At 38.9% G+C, this 15483-nt stretch carries 10 protein-coding genes; 9 read left to right on the forward strand and 1 reads right to left on the reverse strand.

Annotation, left to right across the window (positions count from 1 at the left end; all coding sequences use genetic code 11):
* The first annotated feature begins 8 nt into the window (after positions 1–8).
* From rplA to PQ459_06785, 9 genes are all read left to right on the forward strand, one after another.
* Complete coding sequence (rplA, locus tag PQ459_06745) at positions 9–701, forward strand: 50S ribosomal protein L1 (protein WDF48168.1); 693 nt, start codon at positions 9–11, stop codon at positions 699–701.
* A gap of 17 nt (positions 702–718) precedes the next feature.
* Positions 719–1312, forward strand: coding sequence for a 50S ribosomal protein L10 (rplJ, locus tag PQ459_06750; GenBank protein ID WDF48169.1), 594 nt, complete (start codon positions 719–721; stop codon positions 1310–1312).
* A gap of 48 nt (positions 1313–1360) precedes the next feature.
* Complete coding sequence (gene rplL, locus PQ459_06755) at positions 1361–1726, forward strand: 50S ribosomal protein L7/L12 (protein ID WDF48170.1); 366 nt, start codon at positions 1361–1363, stop codon at positions 1724–1726.
* Positions 1727–1857: 131 nt separating this feature from the next.
* The gene (locus PQ459_06760; GenBank protein ID WDF48171.1) at positions 1858–2514 is read left to right on the forward strand and encodes a hypothetical protein; all 657 of its coding nucleotides are present in this window, start codon (positions 1858–1860) and stop codon (positions 2512–2514) included.
* Between the two features lie 77 nt (positions 2515–2591).
* The gene (locus PQ459_06765; GenBank protein ID WDF48172.1) at positions 2592–4994 is read left to right on the forward strand and encodes a thrombospondin type 3 repeat-containing protein; all 2403 of its coding nucleotides are present in this window, start codon (positions 2592–2594) and stop codon (positions 4992–4994) included.
* Positions 4995–5005: 11 nt separating this feature from the next.
* Positions 5006–5590: a hypothetical protein gene (locus PQ459_06770; GenBank protein ID WDF48173.1), complete on the forward strand. Its 585-nt coding sequence runs from the start codon at positions 5006–5008 to the stop codon at positions 5588–5590.
* A gap of 384 nt (positions 5591–5974) precedes the next feature.
* Positions 5975–9802 (forward strand): DNA-directed RNA polymerase subunit beta, encoded by a 3828-nt coding sequence (gene rpoB, locus PQ459_06775; GenBank protein ID WDF48174.1) that lies wholly within the window; start codon positions 5975–5977, stop codon positions 9800–9802.
* A 123-nt stretch (positions 9803–9925) separates the two neighbouring features.
* Positions 9926–14191, forward strand: a complete 4266-nt coding sequence (rpoC, locus tag PQ459_06780) for a DNA-directed RNA polymerase subunit beta' (GenBank protein WDF48175.1) — start codon at positions 9926–9928, stop codon at positions 14189–14191.
* 86 nt (positions 14192–14277) lie between these two features.
* Positions 14278–14583: a DUF3467 domain-containing protein gene (locus PQ459_06785; GenBank protein ID WDF48176.1), complete on the forward strand. Its 306-nt coding sequence runs from the start codon at positions 14278–14280 to the stop codon at positions 14581–14583.
* Between the two features lie 277 nt (positions 14584–14860).
* Here PQ459_06785 and PQ459_06790 read toward each other — a convergent pair whose 3' ends face one another.
* Complete coding sequence (locus PQ459_06790) at positions 14861–15430, reverse strand: hypothetical protein (protein ID WDF48177.1); 570 nt, start codon at positions 15428–15430, stop codon at positions 14861–14863.
* Positions 15431–15483 lie beyond the last annotated feature (53 nt).

A 15483-nucleotide genomic window follows, 5' to 3' on the forward strand; every position in this document is an offset into this window, starting at 1 on the left:
TTAAAGAAATGGCAAAATTGACAAAAAAGCAAAAAGAAGCTTTAAGCAAAGTGGAAAAAAATAAAATTTACAATCTTGACGAAGCATCTGCTTTGGTGAAAGAAGTAAATTTTGCAAAATTTGACGCATCTGTAGATATCGCTGTTAGATTGGGTGTAGATCCAAGAAAAGCAAACCAAATGGTAAGAGGTGTTGTATCTCTTCCTCACGGTACTGGTAAAGATATCAAAGTTTTGGCTTTGGTAACTCCAGACAAAGAAGCAGAAGCGAAAGAAGCTGGTGCAGACTATGTAGGTCTTGACGAGTATTTGACTAAGATCAAAAACGGTTGGACAGATGTTGACGTTATCGTGACTATGCCTGCAGTTATGGGTAAACTAGGACCTTTGGGTAGAGTTTTGGGACCAAGAGGTCTTATGCCAAACCCTAAGTCTGGTACTGTAACTATGGACATCGGAAAAGCTGTAGCTGAGGTGAAAGCTGGTAAGATCGACTTCAAAGTAGATAAATATGGTATTATCCACGCAGGTATTGGTAAAGTATCTTTCGATGCTGCTAAACTTAAAGAAAATGCTGCTGAGTTGATCTCAACATTGATTAAGTTAAAACCAACTGCTGCAAAAGGAACTTATGTAAAAAGCATCTATTTGTCTTCTACAATGAGTCCTGGAATTGCAATTGATACTAAATCTGTTAACTAATTATAATCCTTAAGACAATGACAAAAGACCAAAAAGTTGTAGCAATACAAGAGATCAAAGACTTGCTTCAGGATGCAAAAGTAGTTTATGTAGCAGATCTTGAAGGATTGAACGCTTCTAAATCATCTGATTTCAGAAGACAAGCTTTCAAACAAAATATCAAAGTAAAAGTTGTGAAGAACACATTGCTTCAAAAAGCAATGGAACAGATCGAAGGTGTAGATTACGCTGAGATGTTCGAAACTTTCAAAGGAAACTCTGCATTGATGATTGCTGAAACGGCTAACGCGCCAGCAAAATTGATCAAAGATTTCAGAAAGAAAGAAGAGAAACCAGCTCTTAAATCTGCTTTCGTACAAGAAACTTTCTATGTTGGTGATGAGAACCTAGACGCTCTAGTAAGCATCAAGTCTAGAGAAGAAATGATCGGTGAAATCATCGGATTGCTTCAGTCTCCAATCCAAAGAGTTGTTTCTGCTCTTCAAAACAAATCTGAAGCTGGAGAAGCAAGCGCTGAAGAAGCGGCTCCTGCAGTAGAAGAAACGCCTGCTGAGGCAGCTCCAGAAGCTCCAACTGCAGAAAGCACTGAGGAAACTCCAGCTGCTGAATAATTAGAACTCAAAAAAATCAATCAATAATCAACAAAAAACATTACAACAATGTCAGATTTAAAAAATTTAGCTGAAACGCTAGTAAACTTAACAGTAAAAGACGTAAACGAATTAGCTACTATCCTTAAGGATGAGTACGGAATTGAGCCAGCTGCTGCTGCAGTAGTAGTTGCTGCAGGTGGTGGAGAAGCTGCTGAAGAGAAAACAGAATTCGACGTGATCCTTAAAGCTGCAGGTGCTTCTAAATTAGCAGTTGTTAAATTGGTAAAAGATTTAACTGGTGCAGGTCTTAAAGAAGCTAAAGATATGGTAGATGGTGCTCCTGCTGCAATCAAGCAAGGTGTATCTAAAGACGAAGCTGAAGCTCTTAAGAAACAACTTGAAGAAGCTGGTGCTGAAGTAGAATTGAAATAATTCTGGTTTACATCCAAATATAGACGCCCAGACTTAGGTTTGGGCGTTTTTTGTGTTAATTTTCCGTAATATGGATTAACAAAAGTTAATTTTAAGCCCAACGACAGGCTTATTTTTAGTAATTTTGCGCGATGAAAAAAGACTTACTGTCTTTCAACGCGCAGGTAGGAATTGGTATTGATTTTTTAAGTAAAATCAAGCTGGTTTTTGTACTTCTTTTTTCATTTTTTATCATTCCATTTTCGGCTCAGGAAATCAAGAGTGAGGAAGATCTAAATAGCCAAGTTGTCATTACTGTTATAGATGATGCATTCATCTATTCAAAAGATGAAGCTTTTAATAAGCAGGTTTCTAATAATAAGGATTTACAGGAACATTCTACAATTGAAATCAGCCAGGATCACGGCCTGAAAATTAGTGCTAAAACCTCAATCCAATTTTCTCCCAAAGAATCTGAAAAGAAGAAACCAACAAATATAGTTTTAGCATCCAAGAAAAGCGATCAATACAAACCTGTTGATTTACCTAAAAAAGCTGTAGAAATTATCATTCGAAACGGAGCAGAAGGTGATCAATTTCTCTTGGGCTCCAATGCGTCGGGCAGTTCTTTTGTGACGCCAAGCAATGATCTACTTACATCAAAGTACTTTCTGATTTATACTGATAAATTAGTAAAAGTTTCTTTGTTGTTTTCTTATTTTGTCAATTATTTTTATCAGAATAATAATTCGAAATCACAAGTCTTTCATAATGACTATTCCGTGAGACCACCACCTTCTCTGATTTAATTTTCAACTTTTCGATCTACTATTTCTATGAATTTTTCAATTCATAGCGATCAATTATTTATCAATAATAATTTTCTATGAAAAAATTAAATCTACTTTATATAACGGTTTTCCTGCTTATAGGGACAGGAATGCTGTATTCTCAGGCTTCTGCAGACAGGCTTTATTTATCTCTACAAGCTACAGGAAGAATATACGACATCACAACACCGCCTGCTAATGCTGCCACAGCCATAGCTTTGCCTGCGCCAGTAAATAATCCAGGTATTCCAGGTGGCGCTGCAGCCAATGCAAGTAACCTTGCTGTAGGTTATGACGTACAGGGTGGTAATCCAGGTAATCTTGTTTTTTTACAATCTAATATTGATCCAACTGTTAACTCTGCTATTTATAAAAACGGAACAGCTATTAATGGAACAGTACTACCTTCTGGTAATAACTTGACAATTGGTGGTTTTGCAACAAATAATGTACCTGGGGCATACTTTGGAAATACCTATGGTTTTGGATCTAATTCTAAAACAATTTACCCAATCTATCCAAGCGGTGCACCGATAGCTGTAACAGGAGATAATGAATGGACAAATGGTACTACGCTAGGTACCGATACGTTTTATGATTATCTGAACAACATTTATATGTTTATCAACTTTCCTACAAATAATCCTACGACAAGATATTTATATAAAATTACTCCAGCTGGTGTTGCTACAAAAGCATCTCCCGCCATCACTGGTCCTGCTGGAATTTCCTTAACAACAATACAAGGGATGGCTTATTTGCAAGGTTATGTATACGTTGCCACCGTTACCAACAATCCTCAAGTTGTAACAATACGTAGGATTAATATGTTTGACGGTACTTCTACTTTGTTTGCGACATACACAGGTGGGAATTTTCAAAATTTAGATTTAGGAACTGTTCCATATTATGTTCCGTTTCAATTTACTTGTAGCGGAATCACACAGACTTCTAATGTGCCATTTGTTGCAGGAGTACCAAGTAATTCACAAAAATTCATTACCATTCCAATTACAAACGTTTATGAAGACGGTAATTATATTATTAATGTTACCGGCACTGATTTTACGAATCCAGCGTACTCTGCTGCTATTACAAGATCTACTACGTCCATACAGGTTCCGTTAATCTATAATGGAACAGGAGCTGCCGGTACACGAACTCTTTCTGTCAATCTTAATGGTAGTACTACCGCTTGTTCAGTAAATGTAATAGTTGAAGCGGATACGGACAGCGATGGTATTGGAAACTCACAGGATCTGGATTCTGATAACGACGGTATTCTTGATATTTTTGAATGTCCTGATGCTTTTGTAAGTGTTGACTATAACTCCACGAACGGAACTGTAACAAACTTTTCTGCACCAGCTGCAGATCTAGGATTTATATTCGATGTTTATACGCTTGATAACTCTTTCAACTTGAATATCAATGGGGTTAATCTATCAACTTCTGTACTGGAGTTTCAGCCGGATCAAACAGATAATGTCAGATTCCTAGATGGATCCCGATACGGTAACGGTGGGATTCCAGAAATTTATCAAATGACGGGAAGTGCTGCTACGCCTTTGGTAAGAATTATTATCCACAAAAACGGTTCTGTAAATATGTATGGAAGCAAAGCTAGTAACGGACAGTTATTCCCTCTTCAGCTTTACAACGGTAATTCATTTAATACGATTATTTGGAATCAGTCAGGGCCTAACTCAATTGCCCTAAGTCAACCAGTAGTAGGAACAACTTACATTACCGGTAGAGGTCAAGGTATCAAAAATGGATTCTGTGATCCTGATAATGATGGGATTTCCAACCAATTTGACGTAGATAGCGATGGTGACGGCTGTCCAGATGCAATTGAAGGCAGTGAAGCTGTAAGATATGATCAGGTCAATTCTATGACTAGTCTGCCAATCGCAAACCGTGGCCAGATCAAAGTAACTTATAATGGTACAACGACTGGTACGCCAGCACAAATCATTAGTACAACGCCATCTTCTAATGGGGTTCCTCAATTAGTGAATTATGCAGGTGTCAATTTTAATGCAACTACAAATGCTTCCAACTTAGCTGGTCTTGTGGATAATACAGATGGAACTATGGATGTTGGGCAAGGTGTCGGAACTTCACAAAATGCAGCGGCAAGAGATGTAGAATGTGACAGATGCTTCCGTCCTGCAACAAGTCCGGGCGTTGGTGGATTATCTACCAGCCAAGGTTTCACAGCGCTTGAAAGAGCAGGTGGAGGAACTACAGATTGGCCAATCAAAATCAAAGGAGCGTACACAACTCTGGATGCAAAGACCAAAGGTTTTGTAATTAACAGAGTTCCTACCTCATCATTAAGTTCTATTGTTGGCGTGGTTGGTATGATGGTTTATGATACCACTGTCAATTGTCTTAAAATTTATGATGGAACAACTTGGTCTTGTTTCTCTGTACAAACTTGTAATAATCAATAAGAAAAGAAAAGATGAAGACATATATAATATTTTTATCCGTATTGACATCCATTGTATCTTTTGGACAAGTAACAATTGGTAAAACCAACCCTTCAAGCGCTCCGGCAAATGCAACAGTATCTTTGGAATTCGGTAATGCGACAGACGCAGGTGGATTACGACAAAAAGGAATCGTTTTACCTTGGGTGACATCAGCAACCAGTGTTACTACGCCTGTTCCCGGAACGTTGATTTTTGACAGTGCTGATCAGAAAATTAAATTTGGTACCGCAACTGCGCAAAATGCAACTGCAATTACAGGTTGGGTAGATTTATCTGCCGGAGCTTATGCGCCTACCACAGCAAATGTTCCTGATGCCAATACAGAAAATACTAGCGCAAAAGCCTTAATAGGAGGAGTTCCAACCACGGATACAACTTCTGGGATTTTGGTGTTAGGAGATACGAACAAAGCGATGATTCTACCAAGAGTGAATTCATTTGCAGATATTGTAAATCCAAGTGCTGGGATGATGGTTTATGTCACAGGAACCACGCCGAACCAGTTGGCTTTTTTCAATGGCAGAGAATGGTCTTTCTGGACAAAACAACCGTAAGATATTCATAATTAAATATTTCTAAACCACTTTCGAAAGGAAGTGGTTTTTTATTTTGAATAATAATTTGTATATTTGCACCATCTTTTGGCGCGACTTAATATTATACTTTAAATAACGAATACTCTTTCATCTTAATGGAAGGGCATTTTCTGTTTAATGATACCGTTACTTCAAACCAAAAAAAATAAAATATTTTGCACTACACCGTGAAAAGATATACCGGTGTTGCTCTTAGGAAGAATCAGATTAATAAGTTAAAAGCCAAGGTCTCACGTGCGCGCCAAAACACTTTTTCCTTTTGCCTTTTATCTTGTTTCTTAAGTTTTTCCTGATATTTTTTGTGAATCAAAATATTTTTTAACCATTTTTTCTTATAATTTTATGAGTAAAACACAGGCCACACAAAAAGTGAAAGGAACGGAAAGAATCAACTTTTCCACTGCGAAAGGTAGAATCGACACCCCTGACTTTTTGGACATCCAAATCCAGTCTTTCAAGGAGTTTTTCCAGTTAGACACGCTTCCTGAGCAACGTTTGAACGAATCACTTTACAAAACGTTCCAGGAAAATTTCCCAATTACAGATTCTAGAAACCAATTCGTTTTGGAATTCCTAGACTATCTGGTAGATTCTCCTCGTTACTCTATAGATGAGTGCGTTGAGAGAGGTTTGACGTACAACGTGCCTCTAAAAGCTAGACTTAAACTATACTGTACAGATCCGGAACACGAAGATTTCCAGACTGTTGTACAAGATGTTTATTTAGGTCCGGTTCCTTATATGACACCTTCTGGTTCATTCATCATCAATGGTGCAGAACGTGTTATCGTAACTCAGTTACACAGGTCTCCGGGTGTATTCTTCGGACAGACGTACCACGCAAATGGTACCAAACTTTATTATTCAAGAATTATCCCTTTCAAAGGATCTTGGATGGAGTTTACGACGGATATCAATAACGTAATGTATGCGTATATCGATCGTAAGAAAAAATTACCTTTAACTACATTGTTAAGAGCGATCGGTTTCGAATCTGATAAAGAGATTCTTCAGATCTTCGACCTTGCTGAGGAAGTGAAAGTTTCCAAAGCAGCGCTTAAAAAAGTAGAAGGAAGAACATTGGCTGCGAGAGTTTTGAACACTTGGTTCGAAGATTTCGTAGACGAGGATACAGGTGAGGTGGTTTCTATCGAAAGAAACGAGATCATCCTAGACAGAGAAACGATTCTTGAAAAAGAACACCTTGATGTTATTTTGGATTCTGGCGTTAAGTCGATCTTGATCCACAAAGAAAATAGCAGCGAGTTCTCTATCATCCAGAACACGTTACAAAAAGATCCAACCAACTCCGAAAAAGAAGCGGTTGAATATATCTACCGTCAGTTGAGAAATGCTGATGCACCAGATGAGGAAACTGCAAGAGGAATCATTGAAAAACTATTCTTCTCCGAGCAGAGATATTCATTAGGTGAAGTAGGTCGTTACAGACTTAATAAAAAATTGGGTCTTAACATCTCTCAGGAAAATCAAGTATTGACGAGAGAAGACATCATCTCTATCGTAAAACACTTGATCGAGCTAGTTAACTCAAAAGCTGAGGTAGATGATATCGATCACTTGTCAAACAGAAGGATCAAAACTGTTGGAGAGCAATTGTCTGGACAATTCGGCGTAGGTCTTTCTAGAATCGCTAGAACGATCAAAGAAAGAATGAACGTTAGAGATAACGAGATCTTTACACCGGTTGACTTGGTTAATGCTAAGACTTTGACGTCTGTTATTAATTCATTCTTTGGTACCAACCAGCTTTCTCAGTTTATGGACCAGACCAATCCTCTATCAGAGATCACGCACAAGCGTAGACTTTCTGCCCTAGGACCTGGTGGTTTATCAAGAGAAAGAGCAGGTTTCGAGGTTCGTGACGTTCACCATACACACTATGGCCGTATCTGTCCGATTGAAACGCCAGAGGGACCAAACATTGGTTTGATCTCTTCTCTAGGAATGTATGCGAAGATCAACACGCTTGGTTTCATCGAGACGCCTTATAGAAAAGTTGAAGACGGTAAAGTAGATCTACAAGCTGCTCCAACTTATCTAAATGCTGAGGATGAGGAATACAAAGTAATTGCTCAGGCAAACGTTGAGTTGGATGATAATGGTGTTTTCCAAACAGACAGAATCATTGCTCGTCTAGATGGAGATTATCCAGTAGTTGAGCCTCAACAAGTGGATTTGATCGATGTTGCACCAAACCAGATCTCTGGTATTTCTGCTTCATTGATTCCATTCTTGGAGCACGATGATGCGAATAGAGCGTTGATGGGATCGAATATGATGCGTCAGGCTGTTCCATTGCTGAATCCTCAGGCACCAGTTGTAGGTACAGGTTTGGAAAAACAAGTAGCTAGAGACTCTAGAGTTTTGATCAATGCAGAAGGAACTGGAGTTGTAGAATATGTGGATGCTGAGAAGATCACGATTAAATACGAAAGAAGCGAAGAAGACGATCTAGTTAACTTTGACTCTGCAACTAAAACTTATAAACTGACCAAGTTCAGAAAAACCAACCAGAGTACGACCATTACACTAAGACCAAACGTAAGAGTAGGTGATGTAGTAGAAAAAGGACAAGTTCTTTGCGACGGTTACGCAACTGAAAACGGAGAGTTAGCTCTTGGTAGAAACTTAGTAGTTGCGTTTATGCCTTGGAAAGGTTACAACTTTGAGGATGCGATCGTAATCAATGAAAAAGTAGTTCGTGAGGACTGGTTTACATCGATTCACGTGGACGAATATTCTCTTGAAGTTAGAGATACCAAATTAGGTATGGAAGAACTGACAGCAGATATTCCTAACGTTTCTGAAGAAGCTACCAAAGATCTTGATGAGAATGGTATGATCAGAATCGGAGCAGAAGTGAAGCCTGGTGATATCCTTATCGGGAAGATCACTCCAAAAGGTGAATCTGATCCAACACCGGAAGAAAAACTTCTTAGAGCGATCTTCGGAGACAAAGCTGGTGATGTGAAAGATGCTTCATTGAAAGCAGATTCTTCATTGAGAGGAGTTGTGATCAACAAAAAATTGTTCTCTAGAAATATCAAGGACAAAAAGAAAAGAAGCGAAGAGAAGATCAAATTGGAAGAGATCGAAAATACTTACAAAGCTAAGTTCGACGGTCTAAGAAATACTTTGATCGACAAATTGAATACATTGGTTTCTGGGAAAACTTCTCAAGGTGTACAAAACGATCTTGAAGAAGAAGTGATCAGCAAAGGAACTAAATTCACATTGAGATTACTTCAAAATGTTGAAGATTATAACAACATCAGTGGTGCAGATTGGACCGTTGATTCTGACAAGAATGAATTGATCAAACAATTGGTTCACAACTACAAGATCAAATACAACGATCTTGCAGGGGTTAAAAACCGTGAGAAATTTGCATTGTCTATCGGAGATGAGTTGCCTGCAGGGATTATCAAACTAGCTAAAGTTTACATCGCTAAGAAACGTAAATTGAATGTTGGTGATAAGATGGCTGGTCGTCACGGTAACAAAGGTATCGTTTCAAGAATCGTTCGTGAAGAGGATATGCCGTTCCTAGAAGACGGAACACCAGTAGATATCGTATTGAATCCACTTGGGGTACCTTCTCGTATGAACATTGGTCAGATCTACGAAACTGTTCTTGGATGGGCTGGTACCAAACTAGGACTTAAGTTTGCAACACCGATCTTTGATGGTGCAACGCTAGAGCAGATCACAGAATACACAGAACAAGCTGGCGTTCCGAAATTCGGAAGTACACACTTGTACGATGGTGGAACTGGGGAGAGATTTACTCAGCCTGCAACTGTAGGGGTGATCTATATGCTGAAACTAGGACACATGGTAGATGACAAGATGCACGCACGTTCTATCGGACCATATTCATTGATCACGCAACAGCCATTAGGAGGTAAAGCGCAATTTGGAGGTCAGAGATTTGGAGAGATGGAGGTTTGGGCTCTAGAAGCTTTTGGAGCATCCAATATCTTGAGAGAGATCTTGACTGTGAAGTCAGATGACGTGATTGGTAGAGCGAAAACTTACGAAGCGATCGCGAAAGGAGAAGCAATGCCTGAACCAGGTATTCCGGAATCTTTCAACGTATTACTTCACGAGTTACAGGGTCTTGGACTTGATGTAAGATTGGAAGAGTAATTTAAATTAAATTATCAAAAAATTTAAAATTAAATTATTAACCAATGGTTGAAAAGAATGATTTCTAAAAGTAATTTTTTAATCATTTAATGTTTCAATCTTTTAATCAAATACATAAAACAAATGTCAAATAAAAATAAAACAAGTAGATTTACTAAAATCACTATTGGTTTAGCTTCACCAGAATCCATTCTTCAGGAATCGAGAGGAGAGGTCTTAAAACCAGAAACGATTAACTATCGTACACACAAGCCGGAAAGAGATGGATTGTTCTGCGAGAAGATCTTTGGTCCTGTAAAGGATTACGAGTGTGCTTGTGGAAAATACAAACGTATCCGTTACAAAGGGATCGTTTGTGATAGATGTGGGGTAGAAGTAACAGAGAAAAAAGTACGTAGAGAAAGAATCGGACACATCGGTCTGGTTGTTCCTGTAGCGCACATCTGGTATTTCCGTTCTTTACCAAACAAAATCGGTTATTTATTAGGTATTCCTTCCAAGAAATTGGATATGATCATCTATTACGAAAGATACGTCGTGATCCAGCAAGGTATTGCTAAGAAAGCAGACGGTTCTGACTTCGATGACAAAGAATTCCTTACGGAAGAAGAATATCTGGATGTTCTGGAAACGCTTCCTGTAGAAAATCAATATCTTGATGATTCTGACCCGAACAAATTCCTTGCGAAAATGGGAGCAGAAGCGGTTGAAGAATTGTTGAAGAGAATCGACCTTGATTCTTTATCATTCGATCTAAGACACAAAGCGCACAACGAATCTTCTAAACAAAGAAGAACCGAGGCTCTTAAAAGATTAAATGTTGTAGAAGCATTGAGAGGTGCCAATACAAGAATGATCAACAAGCCTGAGTGGATGATCATGCGTGTACTTCCAGTTATACCACCAGAATTGAGACCATTGGTTCCATTGGATGGAGGACGTTTCGCAACTTCTGACTTGAATGACCTTTACAGAAGGGTGATCATCAGAAACAACCGTCTGAAGAGATTATTGGAAATCAAAGCTCCGGAAGTGATCTTGAGAAATGAGAAGCGTATGCTTCAGGAATCAGTAGATTCATTATTCGATAATACAAGAAAATCTTCTGCCGTAAAATCTGAATCAAACAGACCATTGAAATCCCTTTCTGACTCATTGAAAGGTAAGCAAGGTCGTTTCCGTCAGAACTTACTTGGTAAGAGGGTAGATTACTCCGCTCGTTCGGTAATTGTTGTAGGACCGAGTCTTCAACTTCACGAGTGTGGTATCCCGAAAGATATGGCTGCAGAGCTTTACAAACCGTTCATCATCAGAAAACTGATCGAGAGAGGAATTGTAAAAACTGTAAAATCAGCTAAAAGGATCATCGACAGAAAAGAGCCTGTAGTTTATGATATCTTGGAAGGTGTAATGAAAGGTCACCCTGTACTATTGAACAGAGCACCTACTTTGCACAGACTTGGTATCCAGGCATTCCAGCCGAAGATGATCGAAGGTAAAGCGATCCAGCTTCACCCATTGGTAACGACGGCTTTCAACGCCGATTTCGATGGGGATCAGATGGCGGTGCATTTACCTTTAGGTCCAGAAGCTATTTTGGAAGCGCAACTATTAATGTTGGGTTCTCAGAATATCCTTAACCCTGCAAATGGTTCTCCTATCACGGTACCATCTCAGGATATGGTTTTGGGTCTATATTTTATGACCAAACAATTGGATTCTACAGATGATATGAAAGTAAAAGGCGAAGGTCTTGCTTTCTATTCTCCAGAAGAAGTAGAGATCGCTTATGCTGAGGGACAAGTTTCTCTTAATGCAAAAGTAAGATGTCGTCTTCCAATCAAAGAGAATGGTGTCATTACAACGAAGTTATTCCCTACGACAGTTGGTAGAATTTTATTCAACCAGATCGTACCGAAAGCTTCTGGTTATATCGATGAGTTATTGACTAAGAAATCTCTTAGAAATGTAATTGGTCAGGTATTGGCAGACACAGATTTCCCAACTACGGTGAAGTTCTTGGATGATATGAAAGATCTTGGATATGCAAACGCATTCAAAGGTGGACTTTCATTCTCTCTAGGAGATATCGTGATCCCGGTTGAGAAAAAGAAAATGATCGCAACTTCTATCGAAACTGTAGATGAGATCAAGGCTAACTATAATATGGGTCTTATCACAGATACAGAGCGTTATAATCAGGTAATTGACGTTTGGACTAATACCAACGCCAGCCTTACCGAAATGATTATGAGCAGAATGAAAGTAGATCAAGGTGGATTCAACTCTGTATATATGATGCTTGATTCTGGTGCGAGGGGTTCTAAGGAACAGATCCGTCAGTTATCTGGTATGAGGGGATTGATGGCAAAACCACAAAAAGCAGGTTCTGTTGGTGCTGAGATTATTGAAAACCCGATTCTTGCAAACTTTAAAGAAGGTTTGTCGATTTTGGAATACTTTATCTCTACCCACGGTGCTCGTAAAGGTCTTGCGGATACCGCTCTTAAAACTGCCGATGCTGGTTATTTGACCAGAAGATTGGTGGATGTTGCACAGGATGTTATCATTACAGAACAAGACTGTGGAACACTTAGAGGTACAGAAATTACTGCACTTAAGAAAAACGATGATATCGTAGAAAAAATCGCTGAGAGAATTCTTGGTAGAGTTTCGCTTCACAATATCTATCACCCGGAAACGGATGAGATCTTGGCACAAGCGGACGAGTTGATCGTAGAAGCAGTGGCTAAGCAGATCGAGGAAGCTGGAATCGAAGCTGTAGAAGTTCGTTCTCCATTGACTTGTGAGGCTAAAAAAGGTATCTGTGCAAAATGTTATGGTCGTAACCTTGCAACAGGTAAAGGCATCCATATGGGAGAAGCTGTTGGTGTAATCGCTGCACAGTCTATTGGTGAGCCGGGAACTCAGTTGACATTGAGAACGTTCCACCAAGGTGGGGTTTCAAATAACATCTCAGAAAATCCAAGCATCGTTGCAAAACGTGATGGTATCGTTGAGATGGATGAGGTTAGAACTATTAAATCGGAAGGTGAAAATGGAGAGTCAGCAGATATCGTTGTTTCCCGTTCAACTGAATTCCGTTTGGTAGCTGACAACGAAGCTAGAACACCGATTATGATCGCTAACGTTCCTTATGGATCCGAGTTGTTTGTACAGCCAGGTGACAAAGTGAAAAAAGGAGATATGATTGCTAAGTGGGATGCTTATAACGCGGTAATCATTGCAGAGAACTCTGGTAAGGTAGAGTACGAGGATATTATCCAAGGTGTCTCTTTCGTATTGGAGATCGATGAGCAGACTGGTTTTGAAGAGAAAGTAATCTCTGAATCTAGAAATAAAAAAGCCGTTCCTACCCTTAGAGTTGTTGACTCCAAAGGTGTGGAGCAAAAAGGTTACAACTTACCGGTTGGAGCCCACATTATGGTAAACGATGGTGAGAAAATCAAGGCTGGTAAGGTCTTGATCAAGATCCCAAGAAAATCTGCGAAAGCAGGGGATATCACCGGAGGTCTTCCGAGAGTTACCGAGTTATTCGAAGCTAGAAATCCTTCCAACCCAGCGGTTGTTACAGAGATTGACGGTGTAGTTTCTTACGGTAAAATCAAAAGAGGTAACCGTGAGCTTATTGTGGAAGCTAAAACTGGAGAGATCAAGAAATATTTGGTTAAATTATCCAACCAGATCCTTGTTCAGGAAAATGACTTCGTGTATGCAGGAGGCGCACTTTCCGATGGTTCTGTGACGCCAGACGATATCTTGAAGATCAAAGGTCCAACTGCGGTTCAGGAATATTTGGTTAATGAAATTCAGGAGGTTTACCGTCTTCAAGGGGTGAAGATCGATGACAAGCACTTCGAGATCATTGTTCGTCAGATGATGACAAAAGTATCGATTGTGGATGGCGGAGATACGCAGTTCCTAGAAGGAGCTTTGGAACACAAATACGACTTCTTGCAAGAGAACAACAGAGTATTTGGTCTGAAAGTAGTAATGGAAGCGGGAGATTCTAAAGAATTCAAACCAGGACAGATGATCACAGCTAGAGAACTTAGAGATGAGAACTCGAAACTAAGACGTGAAGATCAGGCATTGGTTGAAGTAAGAGAAGCACTTCCTGCAACTGCAACTTCTGTACTACAAGGTATTACAAGAGCGGCACTTCAAACCAAATCATTTATGTCTGCAGCATCGTTCCAGGAAACGACTAAGGTTCTAAACGAAGCAGCAGTGTCTGGTAAGATCGACTTCCTGACAGGTCTTAAAGAAAATGTAATCGTAGGACACAGAATCCCTGCAGGTACAGGTCTTAAGGATTACCAAAATGTGATCGTAGGTTCTAGAAAAGAATTCGAGGACATTAACTAAAATTAATCAAAATGAAATTTGAGGTTTGGAATTATTTTTTATACTTTCACAACCTCAAATTTTAATAAAAAAAATAACAAAACAAAATGGACAATAATCAAAACCAAGATCCAAACAACATCAACATCAATCTAAACGAAATGGTAGCTGCAGGAGCATATTGCAACCTAGCATTGGTAAACCATTCTCCATCAGAATTCGTAGTGGATTTCATCCAATTGATGCCAGGTGTACAGCAAGCGAACGTGCGTTCAAGAGTAATTCTTGCGCCACTTCACGCAAAGAGAGTTTTAGCAGCATTGCAACAAAACATCACTAACTATGAGCAGCAATTCGGAGAGATCAAAGAATTGGAGCCTTTCGTAGTTGGAGGTAACAACGTACAAGCTTAAGATTTTTTTCTTAACATAAATAATCCCGTTTCGTTTTATTACGAGACGGGATTTTTTTATTTAATGATAAGAAGCGTAGTAAAATACTATGATAATTTTATAGCTTGTAACTTTTTCAAAATGTCATCAATATTTAAGTCTAAAACCATTCATTACTTGATAAGCAAATAAAATTATAGCACTTTACACATATATTAACTTCGAAAAAATATTTATAACAAAAAAGCGGATAGATTTTTAAGATCTATTCGCTTTATCATAGCCTATTTTATTTTCTCTAAGGTTTCCAAAATGTCCATTTCTGTCCGTTGAAGATAATCAAGCGATGCTCATCTGCTGTTAGTCCCTTTAGGAATGCCATCATTCCCGGAGAGGGATTTATGATAGCGGTATAACTGGAAACAATTGGTAAAACCAATGCTTTATCTGTAGAATCTAATACCAGGACACCGTCTGTCGTAGTATTAGCGTCACCTATAATGACTTTTGCATTATTTTGATCTGCTAATGGCAAAGCTTGTGGCGTCTTTACCGCTGTTTCGACATTGGATGAGTATCCCGATATTCCACTGAGATCTTTCCAACCGTTGTTTTCATTTTTAATTTTTACTTTGTACTCCGTGTTTGCAGAAACATCAAAGATGATGGTGCCGCCTTTTGAATTGTTCGCTCCTGTAGGTACCGTTTCAACGTAAGGAAGGATAATACCTTTGTTACCATCTGTACCAAATTCCAACAATACGGAGGTACTGGAAACATTGGCTGCCGAATTTGTAGCTCCTATTCTTACCTGGGAAAATGCCAGAGCCGAAAGAAATATGGTTAAAATAATTGCTGTTTTGTTCATGATTTTTTATGTTGTTTGAGAACTTAAGACTTTTAATACTCTGAAAGTTAGAT

The sequence above is a fragment of the Chryseobacterium sp. KACC 21268 genome (assembly GCA_028736075.1).
Classification (GTDB): Bacteria; Bacteroidota; Bacteroidia; order Flavobacteriales; family Weeksellaceae; genus Epilithonimonas.

Excerpts from the sequence above, each read along its gene's own strand:
- rplA (WDF48168.1), top strand. The coding sequence starts at position 9 with ATGGCAAAATTGACAAAAAAGCAAAAAGAAGCTTTAAGCAAAGTGGAA.
- rplJ (WDF48169.1), top strand. The coding sequence starts at position 719 with ATGACAAAAGACCAAAAAGTTGTAGCAATACAAGAGATCAAAGACTTG.
- rplL (WDF48170.1), top strand. The coding sequence starts at position 1,361 with ATGTCAGATTTAAAAAATTTAGCTGAAACGCTAGTAAACTTAACAGTA.
- PQ459_06760 (WDF48171.1), top strand. The coding sequence starts at position 1,858 with ATGAAAAAAGACTTACTGTCTTTCAACGCGCAGGTAGGAATTGGTATT.
- PQ459_06765 (WDF48172.1), top strand. The coding sequence starts at position 2,592 with ATGAAAAAATTAAATCTACTTTATATAACGGTTTTCCTGCTTATAGGG.
- PQ459_06770 (WDF48173.1), top strand. The coding sequence starts at position 5,006 with ATGAAGACATATATAATATTTTTATCCGTATTGACATCCATTGTATCT.
- rpoB (WDF48174.1), top strand. The coding sequence starts at position 5,975 with ATGAGTAAAACACAGGCCACACAAAAAGTGAAAGGAACGGAAAGAATC.
- rpoC (WDF48175.1), top strand. The coding sequence starts at position 9,926 with ATGTCAAATAAAAATAAAACAAGTAGATTTACTAAAATCACTATTGGT.
- PQ459_06785 (WDF48176.1), top strand. The coding sequence starts at position 14,278 with ATGGACAATAATCAAAACCAAGATCCAAACAACATCAACATCAATCTA.
- PQ459_06790 (WDF48177.1), bottom strand. The coding sequence starts at position 15,430 with ATGAACAAAACAGCAATTATTTTAACCATATTTCTTTCGGCTCTGGCA.